The sequence below is a fragment of the Acinetobacter sp. BMW17 genome, from assembly GCF_001592855.1.
Classification (GTDB): domain Bacteria; phylum Pseudomonadota; class Gammaproteobacteria; order Pseudomonadales; family Moraxellaceae; genus Acinetobacter; species Acinetobacter johnsonii.
Genome location: NZ_LSOD01000039.1, coordinates 51,679 through 71,083, shown reverse-complemented (window position 1 = coordinate 71,083; position 19,405 = coordinate 51,679). Strand labels below are relative to the sequence as shown.

The following is a 19,405-nucleotide window of genomic DNA, read 5'->3' as shown; positions in this document are numbered from 1 at the left end:
GTCCTATAATTTCAAAATGAATAAACCTACTCCTAAAACTTATCGTACAACCAACTGGTCTTCCTATAATCGCGCTCTCATTAATCGGGGCAACATTTCCATTTGGTTTGATCCAAACACTCAGTGGTATGCACAACCACAAAACAAGCAAGGTCGAAATCATACTTACTCCGATACGGCTATTCAATGCTGTTTAATGATCAAATCTTTATTTAGACTCTCTTTACGCATGGTCACAGGTTTTGTTCAAAGTCTGATTAAACTTTGTGGATTAAATTGGACCGCACCAGATTACAGTACGCTTTGTCGAAGACAAAAACATATTGATATTGCGATTAGCTATCAAAAAAGTAGTGATGGGCTACATCTACTCGTCGACTCAACTGGCTTAAAGTTTCTAGGTGAAGGTGAGTGGAAACGTAAGAAACATGGACCTGAATATCGTCGCCAATGGCGTAAGCTTCATATTGGCATCGATGCTGAAACCTTGCAAATACGTGCAGTACAGCTTACTACAAATAATGTGAGCGATTCGCAAGTACTCGGTGATTTACTTGCTCAAATTCCCTTAGATGAACGAATTGATTCGGTCTATACCGATGGTGCTTATGACACGAAGCACTGCAGACAAGTCATTCTAGATCGAGATGCACATGCGCTCATTCCGCCAAGAAAAAATGCAAAACCATGGAAAGATCAGAAATTGAGATCTTTAGAGCGGAATGAGTTACTGAAAAACAGTTAAACGTTTAGGAAGAACGCTTTGGAAAAAATGGTCTGGTTATCATCGTCGAAGTTTAGTTGAAACCAAGATGCATTGCATCAAACTATTAGGTGATAAATTAACAGCAAGGAGTTTTTCTAGTCAGGTGAATGAGATTCATGCACGCATAGCCGTATTGAACAAATTTACAGAATTAGGTCGTCCTCATACCCAAGTTGTCATTTGAATTCTGTTCAAATGAGCAGAGTGTTATCTTTTAAATCTTTGTGCAACAAAGCCGATTCAATCAATAATTGAACCGCTCTTTCTCTGATTTCAGGGGTATATTTTAATTTTGTCATCGGGATAGTCTCTCAGAATATTGACTCTCCGACAAACCCGGTACGGTTCAGTTCGCTGAAGTTGAACTTTGATCAGTTCAACTCCTGCCATTTTAAAATTTTTTCTTCACAACTTTTATTACTTCATTTGGCTATATACGCATTTTATTTGGTTTTTTTACCACATACTCTCGAGCCAAGATCCTACTTTTAACTTCTTCAGAAAGAATATGATTTTCAATTTTATTCATAGCATCTCTTAAATCTTTGGCATCAATTTGGGTATAGTCAGCCGTAATATCTGAATCATCTTGGTACGAATGATTAATTAAAGCTTTCACTGTATACATACCAATACCACAACGGTTTGCAATTGAAGTAAATGTACGTCTTAAATCATGAAACGTGAAAGGAATTCCTGTGGTTTGAGAAATTTTGTGACGTACATGTCTTCGATCTTTCACATGGGTTTGATTATTCAATGCTGGAAATACATATCTACAGCCATTTGCATACTTTTTTCTCTGTTTAAAAATATGCAGCAATATGTCTCCTAAAGGTAGAAAAAGGTCGTTACCATTTTTTGGGTTAATAATTTTTAAAGTGCCATACTTCAAATCAATATTAGCCCATGCTAGTTGCTCAATTTCAGTCCGTCTTAGACCCGTAAGTACAAAAGTTAGAAGAAAATCTTGATTCAAGTAACCATACTCATTTGCATAATTTTGACCACGCCATAGAGTTTGAACGATTGCTTGTATCCAATCAGTTTGCTGCTCGCTATTTATATAGCTTTTTCTAGGCTTTAATTTATTGAATAGATCATTGCGGTAGAGAACAGCTACTGGACTAAATTCACATATAAGTGGCTGGTTATTAAAGATCAAACGTTTTCGGTGATAATTATAAATAGCAGAGAAAAGCTTAAGCGTGATATTAGCATGAGATTTATTGGTTTTAGAGATTTCAATATGCTTATCGATGACCATTTGCATGGTTATATCGGTAATTTTTAAATGGTGCCAATCTTTTAAGTAAAGGTTCATATCTCTGTCATATGCAGAGACTGTATTGGGTTTTAGCTCTGGTTTGGCTTCAAGATATTGCTTATGAGCATTTATTAAAGTTGGAATTTGCTGATGATTTACACGTTCTTGAGACGATTTTTGACGGAGATGTTCTTTTTTGTCATTGGGGTTTATCCCTTGGGACATTTCTAAAAGGTATTCAGTGGCTTTTTGTCGAGCAATATCAGGTGTGTAAAGACCATGGTCTCCAATAGTGACACGACATGGAACACCATTTGGCATCTTCTTTTCAACTGTATATACAAGAGAATGTCGAGTTGCTCTGATAGCAAAGCCACTCAGTTTAAGATCACGAAAGAAGATTTGTTTTCCTCTAGGAATATCAAAACAGTATTGTTTTGAATCTTTTAGAGCATCTTCAGCATGTGGATCGTTCAGTTGTTTGATTAGATTCTTAACGAACGAAAGGGTTATAAGCACTTTTTTGTTGGACATTTTCATTTCCTAGCAGCATAAGCTGCATAAGCGATTCGATCTTTGGTATACATGGAGTATACAAAGTTCAAAAAAATGAAAATCAATTTGGTGGAGATTTGAAGAATTTAATTAATATTGTTATAAAACAATGATATAAAAACACTCCGAAGATGCCGCTGCATGTCGTTACCCTGAACCCGATGAGTTCAAGGTGGACGCGACGTATACTTGCTGGGTTTCCCACATGAAAGTGGGCATACACTCTAAATATACAGAACACATCCATAAGTTTAAGTATCGGCAGGGGAATAGACCCGCTGGCGAACACCTCAGAGTTGCCTTAAGTATAACGAATCTCACGCTGATGGCAACTCATACACCGCTACGAACTGTAAACAACTGAAGTAAGTGTTGATACTTTATTCAATTAAGTCGAGTTTAAACAAGTTCCGCAACATCATCGATAATATTTGCCAGTAATCGTTCTGCGTGTGCATACTCTTGCAGTGTTTTATTCATCGACAACACTTCTTGCATTAACTCTAGTGCCACCATAATGATAATTTTACTGGGTTCTACACGCGGCGCTTTACGGCGAAATTCATCATATTTATCATTTAAAAGCAGAGCTGCACGTTCAAGGTCAGCTTTTTCTTTTTCCGTTGTGACTAAACGAAAGCTATGGCCTAAGACACGTAATTCAACGGTAATTGGTTCGCTCATGATTAAACTTCCTCGCCAGCTTCAGTAGGGTGGGCAAGTTGTTGAATTTCTTGCGCGTGATGATCTTGCTCTGTACCTAAAATAGCCAAACGTTGGATGATGGCTTCGACTTTAGCTTTGGCATGCTCATTTTTTTGTAACAATCTTTCACGTTCTTGCTGAAGCGCTTGAATTTCTTGCTGAGCTTGACGCTGATCATTGTTCATTTTTTCTTTAATTGCACGTAATTCATTACGTTCAGCCAAGATTTCCTGAAAGCGATTTTTTAAATCCGTACAACTTTTTTCCAAACGACTATAACGATCGGCCAAAGCAGTCGCATCGGTGTTCAAATGTTGATATTGGGTCTGAGCGCTGCTTAATTGCTCAGTTAAATCATCAATTTGTTCTTGTTTCTGGGTAATTAAGCCATTTTTTTGCACAACTTGAGAACGGTGCTGTTCTTCAGCATCCAGTTTAGCTGCATTTAAAGTGCTATTTTCACTTTCAAAATGAGCAAGTCGCGTTTTTAAAACGCCAATATGCGCCTGTAGACGCTGTAATTCTTCTAACATATCGTGGTCGCACAGTGCTGCAAACAAAGGTAATATATAAGAAGTATAGAGATTGGATAAACGAATGCAAGACGATATTTCAGGTTGGTCAGAATGGCAGCCAAATTTTTCTAAAATTGAAGAGATTTCTAGCCCAAGTGAGTTACATGGTTTACTTACAGGTATCATTTGTGTAACTCAGGCACCGAGCCGTGAAGAGTGGCAACACATCCTCACGACTTTGGAAATTCCAGAGTTAAGTGAAGAAGCTTTGGCTTTGTTAGCCGATGAAGCAGAAGATGTCGCACATGCACTTTCTGATGATGAGTTGGACTATTTACCGTTACTTCCCGATGACACTCATACGCTGGCAGACCGTGTACAAGCTTTGGCTGATTGGTGCGCAGGCGTAGTGCTGGGCTTTGGTTTGGCGTCTGGTCATATTCGCCCAGATGAAATGGAACTGATCGAACATTTACAAGATGTCGCGGCAGTTGAGTTTGAAGAAACCGATGATGACGAAGAAGGTGAAGAGAGCTATCAAGAGTTATACGAGTTTGTACGTTTAATTCCTGTGAGCTTATCTGTAGGCCGTAAAAAGATTGCGGTTGATGAAAGTTCGCTGCTTAAACACTTTCATAACAAGCAACAAATTGATCGTTCTGTAACAGACGCGAACAATGTTGTAGAAATGTTTACGCCGCATCGCCCAAGCTGATTGGCATAAGACTTGCTGCGCGTACATGATAGGGTGCGCGTGGCACTTTTATTCTTTGGTATAAAAAAGACAGATCAAACATGAAACTAACGCAAGTGGATTTTCAGGAACGCCGTGACCGTTTAGCTGCACAAATGGGTCCGAACAGTATTGCCATTATCGCAACCAGTCCAGTGGCGATGCGTAATCGTGATGCAGACTATAAATACCGTACCGATAGCAGCTTCTTTTATCTGACTGGTTTTGCTGAGCCCGAAGCCGTAGCGGTTATTGAAACCTTTGCCGAAGACGATGAAGACGGGTACAGCTACAGTTTGTTCTGCCGTGAACGTGACCGCGAGATGGAAATCTGGAATGGTTACCGCGCAGGTGTGGATGGCGCGGTAGATGACTATGAAGCTGACGAAGCGTATGCGATAGATTTGTTAGATGACGAAATCATTGAAAAACTCTTAAGCAAAGAAAAATTATTCTATCGTATTGGGCAACAGCCCGAATTTGATGCGCGCGTAGCAAAATGGATCACGACGGCCAATGGTGAGTCACGTCGTGGGACTGCTGCACCTGCACAAGTGATACAGCTCGATCGTATTTTAGATGAAATGCGTTTGTTTAAATCAGCACAAGAAATTGCATTGATGCAAACAGCTTCAGATATTTCCGCACAAGCGCATACTCGTGCCATGCAAACTGTTAAGCCAGGCATGATGGAATATGCTCTAGAAGCTGAGCTGAATTATGTATTTGGTCAAAATGGCTGTGTGCCGTCGTATAACAGCATTGTCGGTGGTGGTGAAAACGCTTGCATTTTGCACTATGTAGAGAACAATAAAGAGCTAAAAGATGGTGATTTGGTGCTGATCGATGCAGCGTGTGAATATGAATATTATGCTTCAGACATCACCCGTACTTTCCCCGTCAACGGAAAGTTCAGCCCTGAGCAAAAAGCACTTTATAATGTAATTCTCGATGCACAACTTGCTGCAATTGACGCAGTGCGTGTAGGCAACTCGTATAAAGAACCACATAATGTTGCTGTGCGCATTCTAGTCCAAGGTCTACTTGATCTGGGGATTATGCAAGGTGATATTGAAGAGATTATCCAAAAGGAAAGTTTCCGTCAGTTTTATATGCATGGTACAGGGCACTGGCTCGGTATGGACGTGCATGATGTCGGTTCATATAAGCAAGAAGGTGTGTGGCGTGCCTATGAAGAAGGCATGGTGGTGACTGTTGAACCGGGCTTGTACATTGCACCTGATGATGAAACTGTCGATGCGAAATGGCGTGGCATTGGTATTCGTATTGAAGATGACATCGTAGCAACCCAAAATGGTCCGCTGAATTTGACTGCGAAAGTGGTGAAGTCGGTAGAAGAGATTGAAGCGTTAATGGCGCGATAAATATAATTTACTGTATAAAAGCCGATCATGAGATCGGCTTTTATTTTTTATAAGGTGTTTATGGAGTTGTTAAATAGACAAGTAGAATAGTGTTCTTGCATAAGTCGTTTTTTGAACTGTATTGAAATCACAATGAAAGTTCCCTTTCCTTTTCAAAGGAGAGGGCTAGGGAGAGGATTTATATGAAGAATCATCCCTCATCCTGACGTTCTCACCAAGAGAAAAGTGACATTCAACACTCATTATATTGCCAATAAATGATCGTTTTTTTGACTTTTGCAATAGTTCTAATATTTATAAATAAAAAAATTTAGTTATTTCATCATCATTTTTATTCACAACAGAAATTAGGCAGCATGAAAGATTTATCTGATTTAAAGCATAGGATTCGGGCAAAGACGTTAGATTTAGTTACACAGCGAAATGGGGCATCGGTGTATCAAGGGCAATCCTCTCAAGGAGAAGTCTTTATCAAAATAGCAAATATTCAAACGGCTAATGATCGTTACTGTAACATCTTAGAAGCTCTCAAAGAATTTCCACTAACCCCAAATGTATTAAATAAGTTTGAATGGGAAGGTTCTTCTATCCTTGTCATGAGTGCCATAAAAGGTAGGCAAGTCGATCAAGTATTAAAAAATTGTACGCGGGTACAGAAAATCTCTTTGCTTGGGAATGCAGGACGAGCTTTGGGCGAACTTCATCGTGCGCTTCCACAAACGCGCATATTGAATATGAGGTTCTGGCAAGATCGAGATGGCTTATCAACACATTGGGTATTGTGGAAGCAAAAATTAGAATTAATGATCTTAAAATGGATGTCACGTATAAATCCATTGTCATCTGATTATCATGAGTTTTGTGACCAATTGAATGAATTACGAAAATACGCTAAAGCGATATGTGAGCCGACACAGCTTCATTTACTGCATTGTGACTATATTCGTCGAAATATCCTTGTAGACAGTGAAAATCGGATTTCGGGTATTATTGACTTCGACGCTGCTCGTATTGGAGATGCGGTCTATGATTTAGCTAAAATTATTTGGGGGGGATATAGATTTCTCTGATTTAGAATTACGAAATGCTTTTTTAGAGGGTTGGGAATGTACGTATAAGCAGACTGTGCCTAAAATGAAATTTCTATTCTATGTGGGTATTCAATGTCTTGCCGCAATCGCTTGGACAGATAAAAATCCTTCTGCTGATGGGACAAATCCTATTTTTCGTGCTTCCGCAATTCGGACGCTGAGAATTGCATTAAAGGAATTAGAGATGCTTGATTAGATTCTAAGACTCTTGTTGCGTATAAGCGCCATTATGTTCAATAGGGGAGAAACTAAGCTAAAATTAGGGTTTTAATTTAGAGAAAGTAATGTCTCAGATAAAAATTTATGCTTTAAATGAAACAATAGAATTACATCGTGATAATTTAAGTAAAGCTATCCATCAGGCTTTAGTTAAAGAATTAAAATACCCTGAAGAGAAAAGGTTTCAACGTTTTATCGCACTAAAATCCAAGAATTTTGTATATCCAGTAGATCGCAGTAAATCTTATATAATTATTGAAATTTCTATGTTCGATGGACGAACAAAAGAGACTAAAAAAGCATTTATTAGGTCTCTATTCGAAAATATAAACAATCTATGCGGTATTGATTCAAATGATGTTGAGATAACTATATTTGAAACTCCTAAAGAAAACTGGGGCATTAGAGGGAGAAATGCGGATGAACTACAGTTGAATTATAAGGTAAATGTTTAAATTTGCTAAAAATAACATAATACACCTTATACGTAATCCTTTAAATTGCATTTTAAATTCAATTGCTTATGTTTTGTTGAAGAGCTCAATCTTAAGTGGTTGGGCTTTTTTATGTATTATTCATTTTTCATGATCATTATTTGTTTAAAGTTGCACATTTCTTATAAGTCTGTTTAAACAGTGTCCTGAAGAAGTTTTGATGAAAATCGAAAAGACTGTCTTTTCAGAAATCATGACATGACACTTTACGGTGAAAGTACGTAAAAACATCCATTTCATTATAAAAAAGAAAATCTTTGATGTAATATAAAACCATTAAAACTTATAGGTATTTGAAGTTTTTGACTTTAGGTACGCCATAAAAAGGATAGAAGCATGCAACAAGAAGTCATCATAGTTGGTGGTGGTATGGTCGGACTGAGTCTGGCGTTGATGTTAGCCAAACAAAACATTGCTGTGAAGCTTTTAGAGGCGATCAAATATCCAAATTATGATGATGTAAACCTTGCGCCATACTATTCTAGTTTTGATGCACGAAACAGCGCACTGTCTCGTCGTACAGTTCAAATTTACCAAGAATTGGGTTTGTGGAACGCTTTACAAGAACATGCAACGCCTATTTTAGAAGTGAATATCACCGAACAAGGCAGCTTTGGTAAGGCGCGCCTTAAAGCAGAACAAGAAAAAGTCGAAAGCTTCGGGCAGGTCATCGAAAATGCATGGCTTGGTCGTGTACTACTTGCAGAAGTTCAAAAACAACCATTTATTGAGCTGATTGATGGTGTACAAGTCACCCAACTGACCCAAGATACCGATATGGCCTACATAGAAGCGAGTCGTGGAGAAGAACAACTGTCATTGCAAGCAAAACTCGTCATTGCTGCAGATGGACGTGATTCATTCTGCCGTAAAGCCTTAGGAATAGGCGCTTCGGAACATGATTATGATCAGGTCGCTATTGTGACCACGGTACAAACCTCAAAACCGCACAACCATGTGGGGTTTGAGCGTTTTAGTAGCTTAGGGCCATTGGCACTGTTGCCGCTTCCGGGTGAATACCGTCGTTCAGTGGTTTGGCCTGTGAAAAAAGGTACAGAAGGTGAATGGTTGGGCGATGAAAATGACCAGCATTTCTTAGATGCTTTGCAAGAAACCTATGGCGACCGTGCAGGAAAGTTTCAAAAAACAGGTAAGCGTTTTAGTTTTCGATTGTCACAAGTGCTAGCAGAAAAGCAGGTCGTAGGACGGGTGGTCTTAATGGGTAATGCTGCGCATACTATTCACCCTGTTGCGGGGCAAGGTTTTAACCTGTGTATGCGAGATGCGCACGTCTTGGTACGCTATTTGGCGGAGCAAATTGCGCAAAATTCCGACTTGGGCGATGCCGAAATGCTGCAAGCCTATGAGGCTTCACGTTTGACCGATCAACAACGCGTAATTAAGTTCTGTGATTCGGTGGTACGAGGCTTTAGCAATAGCAATCCAATCTTAAAATTTATTCGGAATACTGGTTTGGTCGCGTTTGATACGATTCCAGGTATTAAACCACTCGTTGCCAACTATGCCATGGGGCTAAAAGCATGAGTCATGTTCAAACTGATGTTTTAGATGTGGTGATTATTGGCGGTGGTTTGGTGGGTGGACTGACCGCCTTGCTTTTGGCGCAAGGCGGTGTGCAAGCTACCGTACTGGATGCTGCACCTATTTTGGATGAACAAAAGACCCTAAGTGTTGCAAACCCACGGGTTTTGGCACTCAGCCAAGCGACGATACACCTGCTTAAAACCGTTGATGTTTGGGACAAAATTGCCCGCCAGATGCCGTATAGCGGCATGCAGGTGTGGAATAAAAATGGCTATGGTGAAATTAACTTTGGTCATGCATCCAAGAAGGAACCACAAGGCGAACAAGCCCTCGGTTCTATGGTTGAGCCAAGTTTGCTTAATTTAGCGATTCAACAGCAGATGCTTGCTATACTTAACGATTACCGAACTCAGGTTAAAGTTGCCCGTGTCGAAGAAGGTGTTGGGCTATGGTATATCCATTTGGCCGATGGTACGGTGTTGAAAACCAAACTGGTGATTGGTGCTGATGGTGCAAACTCTTTTGTACGGGAACAAGCGTTTATCGATATCGATGTGCTGGACTACAAACAGGCTGGTTTAAGCTGCGCCATTCGTACTGCACAGCCTCATCAACACGTTGCACGTCAGATTTTTTTAGAAACGGGGCCTTTGGCATTTTTACCAATGGCGAGTTTAAAGCCAGAGCAAGCAGGGCATTGGCAGTCTATCGTATGGACGCTCCCCGATGGTTATGCAGAAGAATATGCTGCACTTTCAGATGCTGAATTTACCCAGCTATTAACGCGAGAAAGTTATCACATGTTAGGCGAAGTGTTGGAAGCGACACCGCGTGCCACTTTCCCACTCAAAGCACGTGCTGCACAGCAATATGTTAAAGCGGGCTTGGCTTTAATTGGTGATGCGGCTCATGTGATTCATCCCTTAGCAGGACAGGGGGTGAATATTGGTTGTCTTGATGCGGCTGTACTGTGTGATGTATTACTACATGATCTAGCACGTGGCGTGTGGGCACATGAGCAAACACTGAAGCGTTATGAACACCGCCGTAAAGGACAAAATGATGCCATGATGCATAGTATGTCTGCCATCGGTTGGATGGAAACCACACAACTCTTTCCTGTGGTATGGGCGCGAAACTTTGGTTTGAAACAGGTTGAAAAATTGCCTGTATTAAAAGATGCTTTTATGGCACAGGCCAATGGTTTAGGGTTGCTCAAAGAGACGCGTTATGCTGTCTAAGAAAGGAAGTGTTATTTTTTAGCCAGTCGTAAAATAAGATTACGATTTTGATTAAAAAAGATACGATTTTCCGTTGAATAAGACTATGCGAAAGGCTGAGAGCTTGTTAAATTTCAACATAATTGGAAACCAGTAATTCATGGGAACCTAAAATGTCATTTGTGGGGAGATTAAGATGACTGATTCAAATGATTATGATGATGTAGAAGACTCAGCAGTCGACGAAGACGAAGCTCAAGCAGCGGAAAAAGGCGCATCAGATTCTTCTGATAATGCTGCAAGTGATGGTGATGTTGCCGAAGCTGAAACACTGACGGTGACTGCAAAATTAAAACAACGCCAAGCACTTGAAGACGAAGTTGCGGCATTCCTTGCTCGCGGTGGCCGAATTACTGAAGTGCCAACAGATGAGTCTGCGAAAGACTAAGAGAGTTAAAAACACCACGCCTGACGTGGTGTTTTTTTGTTTTTTAAAACTGATGTACAAATCACTTGCGCTTGAATGAGTCCTGTATCGTCGTTAATTGTTGTGCTAGACGAATCGTAGGCAAAATGATTACTTTTTCAATAGACAGGCTATGCCTGTGATGATTGCACCAACTGTGGCTAAAAGCATGTCTTGGTGTGCGTCCCAAATATCACCTTGTTGCCCATTGTAGTTTTCAGCATCTTCAGGCGATAAGCCCATCGCAATAAACCATTCAATCCATTCGTAAATGAGGCTACTTGCCATCACAAATTGAATGACCAGCAAGAATAGGGTGAGTTTAGGAAGTTGAGGCAGCCACACTTGAAACAGACGGTAGAAAAACGGGTAGAGCAGCAGACCATATGCTAAATGTACAAAGCGATCATACATATTCCGCGTCCAACCTAAACTTTGGTTGAGGTCGAGGTTTAAATATTGAATTGACCATTCATTATAGGGTACATAAGAATATAGATAATGCGCACCGAGTATATGAATCAGCAAAAATCCAATATAAAGCATAAAACTGATTAAGCTGAGCCCCATTTTATAAAGACAAATGATCAGCGTCACCAACATGAATGCGGTTCCGACCTGATGCAAAATATAAGAGCTGAGTTCAAGGGGGTGGATCGATGCGAAAGCAATGGCGACAGCGAGTACAATGAGCGCAATCCAATGCGGCTTTTTCAGTTGATAGTCAATGTGAGCTTTCGTTGTTTTACTTTTCAGGATTGTCATCATTTTTATTGGTTTTTCAATTATGCGTATAGGAGATTCTTGTTTGAATTATAGATAAAAAAGCGAAGCCTAAGCTCCGCTTTTTTTCAATTTCTAAAAATTAGATTTTAGAAATTAAGTCAGCAACTTGTTTCGCTTGTTCAGCTGCATTACCTGTATAGGTTGCAGGTGTCATTTCCGCTAAACGTGCACGGTCAGCAGCAGGTACAGCTTCAAGTTCATTACCATTGACGAAGTCAACCATCATGTCACGCGTCATGGCTTGACCACGTGTCAACGCTTTTAATTTTTCGTATGGTTTTTCAACGTTGTAACGACGCATTACGGTTTGAATTGGTTCAGCTAGAACTTCTTGTGCATTGTTCAAGTCTTCATCAATACGTGCAGCATTGAGTTCAAGTTTACCAATGCCTTTTGAACAAGCTTCAAAAGCAATCAAGCTTTGTGCAAAACCAACACCCATGTTACGTAGTACAGTTGAGTCCGTTAGGTCACGCTGCCATCGAGAAATTGGAAGTTTTTCGCCAAGGTGCGCAAGTACAGCATTGGCTAAGCCTAAGTTGCCTTCTGAGTTTTCGAAGTCAATTGGGTTTACTTTGTGTGGCATCGTTGAAGAACCCACTTCGCCATCTTTGAGTTTTTGCTTGAAGAAACCAAGCGAGATATAACCCCAAACGTCACGGTTAAAGTCGATCAAAATCGTATTGAAACGACGTAAAGCATCAAACAGTTCCGCCATATAGTCATGCGGTTCAATTTGAGTGGTGTACGGGTTAAAGCTCAAACCTAAAGATTCAACGAAAGCCTGTGAGTGTGCAGGCCAGTTGATGTCTGGGTAAGCAGAAAGATGAGCGTTATAGTTACCTACCGCACCGTTAATCTTGCCTAAAAGCTCAACTTGTTTGAATTGTTTGATTTGGCGCGCAAGACGATAAGCTACGTTTGCCATTTCTTTACCCAAAGTGGTTGGGCTTGCCGTCTGACCATGTGTACGAGACAACATAGATTGGTCAGCATGCTTTTCAGACAATGCTACGATTGAGTCAATGATTTGCTGCATAGATGCAACCAATACATCACGACCACTTTTCAGCATTAATGCATGAGACAAGTTGTTGATGTCTTCAGAGGTACACGCAAAGTGAATGAATTCACCTGCATTTTTAAGCTCTTCGATGCCTTCAATTTTTTCTTTTAGGAAGTATTCAACCGCTTTGACGTCATGGTTCGTGGTACGTTCGATGTCTTTAATACGGTTGGCATCGTTTTCAGAAAAGTCAGCAACAATTGCATCAAGTGCAGCATTGGTCGCAGCACTGAAAGCAGGCACTTCAGTGATTTCTGGACGGTTTGCAAGCGCTTGTAACCAACGCACTTCAACAGTCACACGAGCATGGATTAAACCAAACTCAGAGAGGAAAGGACGAAGCGCATCACATTTGCTAGCGTAGCGTCCATCTAATGGAGAAAGTGCGGTTAAAGCGTTCATAGCGATTCCTTAAACTTTGGAATTAAACGTAAAACTAAAAAGCCCGTCGATCATGTGTTAAATCACCTGATACTGTAAACGAGCGAGATCTTGAATATCTTTGAGCAATTTGCGTTTACTAAACACCATGCCCCATGAACTTCCACCGAGCTGACGCCATAAATGCGCCATTTGTAAGCCAGTAAAGAGGGAAGCTCGAATGCGGTTGGTATGCGATGAGTCTTTAAATGCTTCTGCATTTCCTCGCACCATAATGCGTGGGTTAATTTGCCCAGCAGTGTCGACATAGGTTTGTGCGAGGTTGGCAATGATGCTTGGGTGTAAATAGTTGTTATCGAAAAAAGAAAGCTGTCTTAAGATTTTTTGTTGGGACTGTTCAATAATTTCAACGAATTTGGGGTTGCTATACACTTTCTTTTCGAGTTGTAAGAGTGCCATGGCATAGGTCATGGGAAGTTTAGCAGTAGATAATTTTGGAATTCGAGTTTTGGGTGAGGTATTAAAGGGCTGGGTAATGCTACTTTCTAAGGTTTTCAGTCCTAAGGAGATGTCCGCCAGCTGATGAAAGAAGTCTAAAGTTTGCCCGCTTTGGTTGCCCTTCGGTCGGATATTTAAACTGGCTTTAATCAACTGCTCTAAATAGAAGTTACCGCTTTCCCCAATACTTTGTTGACCGCTCAAGGCGGTCATATGCGTCAGTTGCGCGGACTGAAAAACAGCCGCCAACGCCAAAGCTCGGTTTTGGCGTTCGTTCAAAGTTTGAGGCTGTTGAAACGGTAACTCAGCCATGTCTTAAAATCCTTTAAATAAAATCAGGTTTAGGAGCATTGGTATGATGAATCACACCACCGCCTAAACAAACTTCACCTGAGTAGAATACGACACTCTGACCCGGAGTCACGGCACGTTGGGGTTCATCGAACTCAACACGTACGCCACCTGGGGTAGTCGGATCATTAAAGATCACACAATCTTGGTCATCTTGGCGATAGCGCGTCCGTGAGGTACAACGGAAACCTGTTTCAGAAATCTGCATTTCACCTGCGACCCAGTCAATCGTTTCACTCCAAAGCGCAGTGCTTTGCATCAGTGGATGTTCATGACCTTGACCAATCACCAAACGGTTGTTTTCAATATCTTTATGTAGAACGAACCATGCGCCTTCAGCTACACCTTTCAAACCACCAATACCAATACCACCGCGTTGACCGAGCGTATAGTACATTAAGCCGTGATGTTCACCAACCTCTTTGCCATCATCTAAGACGATTTTTCCAGCTTGTGCAGGTAAGTATTGTTTTAAGAAGTCATTAAAACGACGTTCACCAATAAAACAGATGCCTGTTGAGTCTTTTTTCTTCGCTGTGACTAAGTCATATTGTTCCGCAATTTTACGCACTTCAGGCTTTTCAATTTCACCGACAGGGAACAACGTCTTATTAATTTCACGGCCATGCACAGCATGTAAGAAATAGGTCTGGTCTTTGTTTTTATCTAAACCACGCAGTAAAGGTGCGTATTCCTCACCTTTAGAGTTGGTCATAGTTTCGCCGCGACGCGCATAGTGACCAGTCGCAATAAAGTCTGCACCCAGTTGCATAGCATGATCTAAGAACGCACGGAATTTGATTTCTTTATTACATAAAATATCTGGGTTTGGAGTACGGCCCGCAGCATACTCCGCTAAGAAATGCTCAAATACACGATCCCAATATTCCATAGCAAAGTTAGCGGTGTGTAGCTTAATCCCTAGTTTGTCACAGACGGCTTGAGCATCGGCTAAGTCTTCCATAGCCGTGCAGTATTCCGTACCGTCGTCTTCTTCCCAGTTCTTCATGAAAAGACCTTCAACTTGATAACCTTGTTGAAGAAGAAGAGCAGCAGAAACAGATGAATCTACACCACCCGACATACCGACGATGACACGTTGTTGCATAGGACTAGGCATCCAAACTTGAAATAAGGGGAGTATTTTGGTGCTCATAAACGAGCGATAAAGGATATTTTTGACCCGCGAGTGCGTCTTGAACCGCTTTAATCACCAATGGGCTACGTGCACGAGCCGTTTCGAGTAGTTCATCCAAAGTCATCCATACTGCACCCACGATACCCGTATCGAGTTCAGCGGTTGGACTGTGATGAAGTGACTGCGCTAAAAAGCAGAAACGATAATACGTGCGGTCTGGAAACATGGGTGGTGTATAGGTATAAATGCCCAATAACGCATCTATAGACACTTCATGTCCAGTTTCTTCCATAGTTTCACGAATGGCAGCTTCGATGAGTGTTTCACCTGATTCAACATGGCCTGCAGGCTGGTTAAATACAGTGTGTGTCACACCCGCAGTATGCTCTTCTACAAATAGAAATTTTCCGTCTTTTTCAACAACAGTTGCGACGGTGACGTGAGCTGTCCAAGCGGTCATGTAAAAGCACCATGGGGTAAAAGGAGTATTCTACAAAATTTAGCAGTGCGTGGCTATGGAGATTTGCTTTGGTTTGAGAAGTGTTGGGAAGTGGTTAAGAAAATAAAAAAATGACAAAAGGGCGCTTGTAAGGTAACACCACATAGACATTATGCAGCATCGACAAAATATTATGAGGCAGAATGCAAGCCAAGCGAGTGCTGAAACTGGGTTGGATTAGGGGAAATTTATCGTTTAAATATTTGTCTAACCCAATTTTCCAATTAACTCCACCAATATCTAAGTATATGAAAGAAAATAGGTGCAGAAAAGCAAATAGAATCAATGCGGTCTAGCATTCCGCCATGGCCATGAATGAGTTGCCCCCAATCCTTAACACCACGATCACGTTTAATCGCAGACATAACGAGACCGCCAAAAAAGCCAAAGATACAAACAACTAATCCAATACAAGCAGCTTGAACATAGCTAAACGGCGTTAACCAAGCCATTGCAGTTCCTAAAGCTGTGGCTAAGAAAATACCACCGAGTAGGCCTTCGACTGTTTTTGATGGGGATAAAACTGGTGCAACTTTGTGCTTGCCAATTAATTTTCCACACACATACTGCAACACGTCAGAGGCTTGAACCACCATAATTAACCAAATGGCTAGCCAAATCGGTTCACCTTTAAACTCTGGGAGTTTCAAATTCAACAATGCTGGAACATGTGAAATACAGAATACGCTGACCATGAGCCCCCATTGAATTTTTGAACTACGTTCTAGAAAATGGGTGGTGTCTTCTTGTTTTAAGCTGGCAATAGGAATTAATAAAAATACATAGAGTGGAATAAAGATTGAATACAGCCCATACCAGTCGGTATAAATCAAATAATATTGATAGGGAATAACAAAATAGAATGCAATTAGTAATGGAAAATAATCGCCCCGTCTGGTCGGCAGTAAGCTAATGAACTCACGTAGGGCAAACAAAGAGATAATTCCAAATAATACAATAAATGCGGTTTTTCCCAGTAAAACTGCAGCAGCAATCACGATGAGCATGACCCACCATGCATTGATTCGTGCATTTAAGTTATCGATAACTGGTGAAGATTGAGAGCTTACTTTTTGTTTGAGAATAAAACCAACAGTTGAAGCAAAAACTAAAATGCCTGCAAAAATAGCAAATAGGACATAGGTTTTATTAAGGTTGTCTAACATCATTGATTTTCAACCTCTTTTAATTTTAATAATTGTTTTTGCGCATAATCTATAAAGATGTCCTTATGCATGTCTAAATGTTGTTCTAAAGGGCAACCAAAACAAACTGTAGAAAGTAACGGTAGAGGGATAAATGCACCTTTGGGCATAACTCGTCTTAAATTTGAAATCCAAACGGGAACAATTTCAATGTCTGGAAACTGCTTGTGTAAATTGTACAAACCGCTTTTGAATGGTAGTAATTCAATATCATCATTCAGATTTCGAGTCCCTTCAGGAAAAAAGATAATCGAGTAACCTTGTTCAAGTGCATCTTTAACGGGTTGTAATGGATCAGTATGATCATCTCGGTTGCGTTGAATCGTTATACCATTGAAGGTATCTCTAATAAGGAATTGGCGAAAGCCATCTTTCAGCCAATAATCAGAAGCAGCCACTGGCTTGGTTTTCCGTCGCATGATTGTCGGCAAAGATGACCACAGCAGTATAAAGTCGATATGGCTATTGTGGTTGGCGTAATAAATCCGCTGTTTGGGCACAGGCTGACAACCGATCCATAAACTACGTGTACCCGTTAGCAGACGCGCTCCACGCCGTGTAAAAAATGCAATTAAACGGGCAATAGAATGAGTCGCAAAATGACTTTGAGTTTGCTCTAAAGCTGTTTTTTTCTCGTTTTGAAGCGGAGTTTTATTCATTGCATAAACCAATTTTATCAACAATTTCAATGGACTTTTAGCCAGTAGAAAGAGGTTTATTGTGTCAATAATTTATAAATTAGAATCATTAGAACTATATATTGTATAAACAATACAGTTATTTGCAGTTTAAACAAACGGAAACAGCCTGCAAAGCGCAAAGACCAATCTCGGCCCACTTTCGATTTTGGTATGAGCTTAAATTGCAGTAATGATTGATCAAACTGTTGCGTTAAGTCTTCGATGGCCACTGTATCAGATTGTTGCGCAATCACTTCAATGAGTTCAGCATCAAATTTCAACCTGAGTGCTAGGTAATGCTGTATCGCCATCAAACCGAAACATAAAAAAATTAATATCCAAAACTCAAGAGATTGCCAGCTTTTAAGTAGTATAGCCAAAATGGTTAAGACAAACGCGACATAGCCTGAAAATAACAAACCATACGTTGTAGATAAAAGTTTTGCCGCCACATAAAAGTGCATTTTCATGGGGCTGATCCTTTGAGTTTTAACTGATAAGTATTGAGATTTTTGATTTGTACCTCGTTCAGTCTAACCCATGGTCTAGCGGATTGAACTATTTGAATGGCCTCATTTACCTGTGTTGCAAGCTGCTTTTGCATAAGCCAAGCGCAGAGAATAGCACTACTTCTGGAATAACCCAGCGCACAGTAAATTAATACATGCTGTTGTGTGCTCTGGCTTGAAGCTGCTGCCATTAATTGGTTGAACACTTCAACCGCACGTTGAAGTTGGTCGGCCTGTAAAGGAATTAAGTCTAAACTTGAGTATTGAAAATATGAATTTTTTGAATTCACTGGCAACTCTGCAACACAATCAAAAACGGCCTGATATTTTTGTATTGTAGAACGTGTTGGGATGCGCCCTAAAAAAATGGTTGTGTTTTCAATTTTTAAAATTTGGGAGTCTTTGGGATGTTTCTTTGTCCAGATTCGACTGTTCAACCACGCAAAGATTAGGTAAGGGGCAAATAATATTGTAGCGGCAATGCTCAAACTTCCATCTGCTTGCTTTTGGAAGAAATGAGGGCGAACTAAATAGTAGCTTAAAGCAACGCCAAATAGACTGATTGCTGGATAAAGTAACCATAATCCCCAAGGTTGGAACAGATAGGCCAAGATTAGGAAAAGTAATGCGGCGCATAGGTAATAACTTCCTAACTTTAAATGCTTCGGCGTTAAAGTCTGCAAACCATCTTTTTTAAAGGGTGATTTTGCCGTAATTGGAAATAACTACAAACATAATGCACCTGCCAATAAACCTGTTGGAATATCGATAAAATGATGTTGCCATGTGGTGAGTACCGATATGCCAATTAAAAATGACCAAAGGTCGACAAAGTATCTCCACTGACCTGAGCTATGTCTGCGGAAGAAGTCCCAAAGGATGACCAATAAAACGATATGGAGAGAAGGTGCTTGGTTAAAAGGTTTATCAAAACCCATCAAAACATCAAACCATAGGCCAAAAAAGCCATCTAAAGGTGGTCGTTCAAAACTAAATTTGAGTGGAAAAAGAAGAAAGCAACTGATTGAAATGAGCTGTGTGCTAAATAGCCGAAGTGCATGCTGTTTCAGCTCAAATTTATTCCAACATAACAGCAAAGATAGACCGTAAAAAAGATCAATGGACCAATATGGCACGATGCTCCATGACCAAAGCGGGATGTGTTTTTCCCAGTCATAGACAATACTCGGCACATTGGGCAGTTGCGATGCATAGTGATTTGCAAATCCATAAGTGAGAAAGAAAAACGGTGCAAGGAAAATCAAACACAGGATTCCCCATTTCCAAGTGCCTGTTTCTTTTTTCAGTATTTGCATAAAACGTCCACAGAT

18 protein-coding genes, 1 other RNA gene and 2 pseudogenes are annotated in these 19,405 nt (G+C 40.4%); 8 read left to right on the top strand and 13 right to left on the bottom strand.

Annotated elements, in window-relative coordinates:
- The first annotated feature begins 16 nt into the window (after positions 1-16).
- A pseudogene (locus AXW61_RS12190) lies at positions 17-950 on the top strand (IS5-like element ISAha2 family transposase).
- A 246-nt stretch (positions 951-1,196) separates the two neighbouring features.
- Here the strand turns inward: AXW61_RS12190 and AXW61_RS12185 are convergent.
- The 4 genes from AXW61_RS12185 to AXW61_RS12170 all read right to left on the bottom strand — a co-directional run bounded on the left by AXW61_RS12185 (position 1,197) and on the right by AXW61_RS12170 (position 3,826).
- Positions 1,197-2,567, bottom strand: coding sequence for a tyrosine-type recombinase/integrase (locus AXW61_RS12185; protein WP_171254080.1), 1,371 nt, complete (start codon positions 2,565-2,567; stop codon positions 1,197-1,199).
- A 139-nt stretch (positions 2,568-2,706) separates the two neighbouring features.
- Positions 2,707-2,888: non-coding RNA, 6S RNA (gene ssrS / locus AXW61_RS12180), on the bottom strand.
- Positions 2,889-2,987: 99 nt separating this feature from the next.
- Positions 2,988-3,272: a cell division protein ZapA gene (locus AXW61_RS12175; RefSeq protein ID WP_004694243.1), complete on the bottom strand. Its 285-nt coding sequence runs from the start codon at positions 3,270-3,272 to the stop codon at positions 2,988-2,990.
- Between the two features lie 2 nt (positions 3,273-3,274).
- On the bottom strand, positions 3,275-3,826 hold the full coding sequence (locus tag AXW61_RS12170) for a hypothetical protein (protein WP_004980866.1): 552 nt from the start codon (positions 3,824-3,826) through the stop codon (positions 3,275-3,277).
- Positions 3,827-3,890: 64 nt separating this feature from the next.
- Between AXW61_RS12170 and AXW61_RS12165 the strand changes: the two genes are divergently transcribed.
- The 7 genes from AXW61_RS12165 (at position 3,891) to AXW61_RS12135 (ending at position 10,943) form a co-directional block, all read left to right on the top strand.
- Positions 3,891-4,523 carry a UPF0149 family protein gene (locus AXW61_RS12165; protein ID WP_062034495.1) on the top strand — a complete coding sequence of 211 codons (633 nt, stop codon included), beginning with the start codon at positions 3,891-3,893 and terminating at the stop codon, positions 4,521-4,523.
- 80 nt (positions 4,524-4,603) lie between these two features.
- Entirely contained in the window at positions 4,604-5,926 is a 1,323-nt protein-coding gene (gene pepP / locus AXW61_RS12160; RefSeq protein WP_062034494.1) for a Xaa-Pro aminopeptidase, read from the top strand.
- Positions 5,927-6,282: 356 nt separating this feature from the next.
- Positions 6,283-6,996 carry an aminoglycoside phosphotransferase family protein gene (locus AXW61_RS12155; RefSeq protein ID WP_240487464.1) on the top strand — a complete coding sequence of 238 codons (714 nt, stop codon included), beginning with the start codon at positions 6,283-6,285 and terminating at the stop codon, positions 6,994-6,996.
- Between the two features lie 305 nt (positions 6,997-7,301).
- Positions 7,302-7,691: a tautomerase family protein gene (locus AXW61_RS12150; protein WP_062034493.1), complete on the top strand. Its 390-nt coding sequence runs from the start codon at positions 7,302-7,304 to the stop codon at positions 7,689-7,691.
- 375 nt (positions 7,692-8,066) lie between these two features.
- A complete protein-coding gene (gene ubiH / locus AXW61_RS12145; protein ID WP_062034492.1) occupies positions 8,067-9,275 on the top strand; it encodes a 2-octaprenyl-6-methoxyphenyl hydroxylase in 1,209 nt (402 codons plus the stop codon).
- Positions 9,272-10,516, top strand: a complete 1,245-nt coding sequence (locus AXW61_RS12140; RefSeq protein WP_062034491.1) for an FAD-dependent monooxygenase — start codon at positions 9,272-9,274, stop codon at positions 10,514-10,516. Before ubiH ends, AXW61_RS12140 begins: the two co-directional genes overlap by 4 nt.
- A 175-nt stretch (positions 10,517-10,691) precedes the next feature.
- A complete protein-coding gene (locus AXW61_RS12135; RefSeq protein ID WP_004694228.1) occupies positions 10,692-10,943 on the top strand; it encodes a hypothetical protein in 252 nt (83 codons plus the stop codon).
- A gap of 129 nt (positions 10,944-11,072) precedes the next feature.
- Here AXW61_RS12135 and AXW61_RS12130 read toward each other — a convergent pair whose 3' ends face one another.
- The 9 genes and pseudogenes from AXW61_RS12130 to AXW61_RS12090 all read right to left on the bottom strand — a co-directional run bounded on the left by AXW61_RS12130 (position 11,073) and on the right by AXW61_RS12090 (position 19,390).
- The gene (locus AXW61_RS12130) at positions 11,073-11,729 is read right to left on the bottom strand and encodes a DUF2238 domain-containing protein (RefSeq protein WP_062034490.1); all 657 of its coding nucleotides are present in this window, start codon (positions 11,727-11,729) and stop codon (positions 11,073-11,075) included.
- 97 nt (positions 11,730-11,826) lie between these two features.
- Complete coding sequence (gene purB / locus AXW61_RS12125; protein ID WP_062034489.1) at positions 11,827-13,215, bottom strand: adenylosuccinate lyase; 1,389 nt, start codon at positions 13,213-13,215, stop codon at positions 11,827-11,829.
- Between the two features lie 57 nt (positions 13,216-13,272).
- Positions 13,273-14,004, bottom strand: coding sequence for a high frequency lysogenization protein HflD (gene hflD, locus AXW61_RS12120; RefSeq protein WP_004980842.1), 732 nt, complete (start codon positions 14,002-14,004; stop codon positions 13,273-13,275).
- Between the two features lie 13 nt (positions 14,005-14,017).
- A complete protein-coding gene (gene mnmA, locus AXW61_RS12115) occupies positions 14,018-15,151 on the bottom strand; it encodes a tRNA 2-thiouridine(34) synthase MnmA (protein WP_004980838.1) in 1,134 nt (377 codons plus the stop codon).
- A gap of 4 nt (positions 15,152-15,155) precedes the next feature.
- Complete coding sequence (locus tag AXW61_RS12110) at positions 15,156-15,641, bottom strand: NUDIX hydrolase (RefSeq protein ID WP_062034488.1); 486 nt, start codon at positions 15,639-15,641, stop codon at positions 15,156-15,158.
- 263 nt (positions 15,642-15,904) lie between these two features.
- Positions 15,905-16,849 carry a phosphatidate cytidylyltransferase gene (locus AXW61_RS12105; protein WP_062034487.1) on the bottom strand — a complete coding sequence of 315 codons (945 nt, stop codon included), beginning with the start codon at positions 16,847-16,849 and terminating at the stop codon, positions 15,905-15,907.
- Positions 16,846-17,544, bottom strand: a complete 699-nt coding sequence (locus AXW61_RS12100) for a lysophospholipid acyltransferase family protein (protein WP_062034486.1) — start codon at positions 17,542-17,544, stop codon at positions 16,846-16,848. The genes AXW61_RS12105 and AXW61_RS12100 overlap by 4 nt, the downstream gene beginning before the upstream one ends.
- A 56-nt stretch (positions 17,545-17,600) precedes the next feature.
- Complete coding sequence (locus tag AXW61_RS12095; RefSeq protein WP_062034485.1) at positions 17,601-18,035, bottom strand: hypothetical protein; 435 nt, start codon at positions 18,033-18,035, stop codon at positions 17,601-17,603.
- Positions 18,032-19,390: pseudogene (locus AXW61_RS12090) on the bottom strand (phosphatase PAP2/dual specificity phosphatase family protein). Before AXW61_RS12090 ends, AXW61_RS12095 begins: the two are co-directional and overlap by 4 nt.
- Positions 19,391-19,405 lie beyond the last annotated feature (15 nt).

What these genes read in the sequence shown, in the direction of transcription:
- ubiH (WP_062034492.1), top strand. Translation starts at nt 8,067, where the DNA reads ATGCAACAAGAAGTCATCATAGTTGGTGGTGGTATGGTCGGACTGAGT.
- purB (WP_062034489.1), bottom strand. Translation starts at nt 13,215, where the DNA reads ATGAACGCTTTAACCGCACTTTCTCCATTAGATGGACGCTACGCTAGC.
- AXW61_RS12170 (WP_004980866.1), bottom strand. Translation starts at nt 3,826, where the DNA reads ATGTTAGAAGAATTACAGCGTCTACAGGCGCATATTGGCGTTTTAAAA.
- pepP (WP_062034494.1), top strand. Translation starts at nt 4,604, where the DNA reads ATGAAACTAACGCAAGTGGATTTTCAGGAACGCCGTGACCGTTTAGCT.
- AXW61_RS12095 (WP_062034485.1), bottom strand. Translation starts at nt 18,035, where the DNA reads ATGAAAATGCACTTTTATGTGGCGGCAAAACTTTTATCTACAACGTAT.
- AXW61_RS12100 (WP_062034486.1), bottom strand. Translation starts at nt 17,544, where the DNA reads ATGAATAAAACTCCGCTTCAAAACGAGAAAAAAACAGCTTTAGAGCAA.
- AXW61_RS12130 (WP_062034490.1), bottom strand. Translation starts at nt 11,729, where the DNA reads ATGATGACAATCCTGAAAAGTAAAACAACGAAAGCTCACATTGACTAT.
- AXW61_RS12155 (WP_240487464.1), top strand. Translation starts at nt 6,283, where the DNA reads ATGAAAGATTTATCTGATTTAAAGCATAGGATTCGGGCAAAGACGTTA.
- AXW61_RS12165 (WP_062034495.1), top strand. Translation starts at nt 3,891, where the DNA reads ATGCAAGACGATATTTCAGGTTGGTCAGAATGGCAGCCAAATTTTTCT.
- AXW61_RS12135 (WP_004694228.1), top strand. Translation starts at nt 10,692, where the DNA reads ATGACTGATTCAAATGATTATGATGATGTAGAAGACTCAGCAGTCGAC.
- AXW61_RS12175 (WP_004694243.1), bottom strand. Translation starts at nt 3,272, where the DNA reads ATGAGCGAACCAATTACCGTTGAATTACGTGTCTTAGGCCATAGCTTT.
- AXW61_RS12150 (WP_062034493.1), top strand. Translation starts at nt 7,302, where the DNA reads ATGTCTCAGATAAAAATTTATGCTTTAAATGAAACAATAGAATTACAT.
- mnmA (WP_004980838.1), bottom strand. Translation starts at nt 15,151, where the DNA reads ATGCAACAACGTGTCATCGTCGGTATGTCGGGTGGTGTAGATTCATCT.
- AXW61_RS12140 (WP_062034491.1), top strand. Translation starts at nt 9,272, where the DNA reads ATGAGTCATGTTCAAACTGATGTTTTAGATGTGGTGATTATTGGCGGT.
- AXW61_RS12110 (WP_062034488.1), bottom strand. Translation starts at nt 15,641, where the DNA reads ATGACCGCTTGGACAGCTCACGTCACCGTCGCAACTGTTGTTGAAAAA.
- hflD (WP_004980842.1), bottom strand. Translation starts at nt 14,004, where the DNA reads ATGGCTGAGTTACCGTTTCAACAGCCTCAAACTTTGAACGAACGCCAA.
- AXW61_RS12105 (WP_062034487.1), bottom strand. Translation starts at nt 16,849, where the DNA reads ATGATGTTAGACAACCTTAATAAAACCTATGTCCTATTTGCTATTTTT.
- AXW61_RS12185 (WP_171254080.1), bottom strand. Translation starts at nt 2,567, where the DNA reads ATGTCCAACAAAAAAGTGCTTATAACCCTTTCGTTCGTTAAGAATCTA.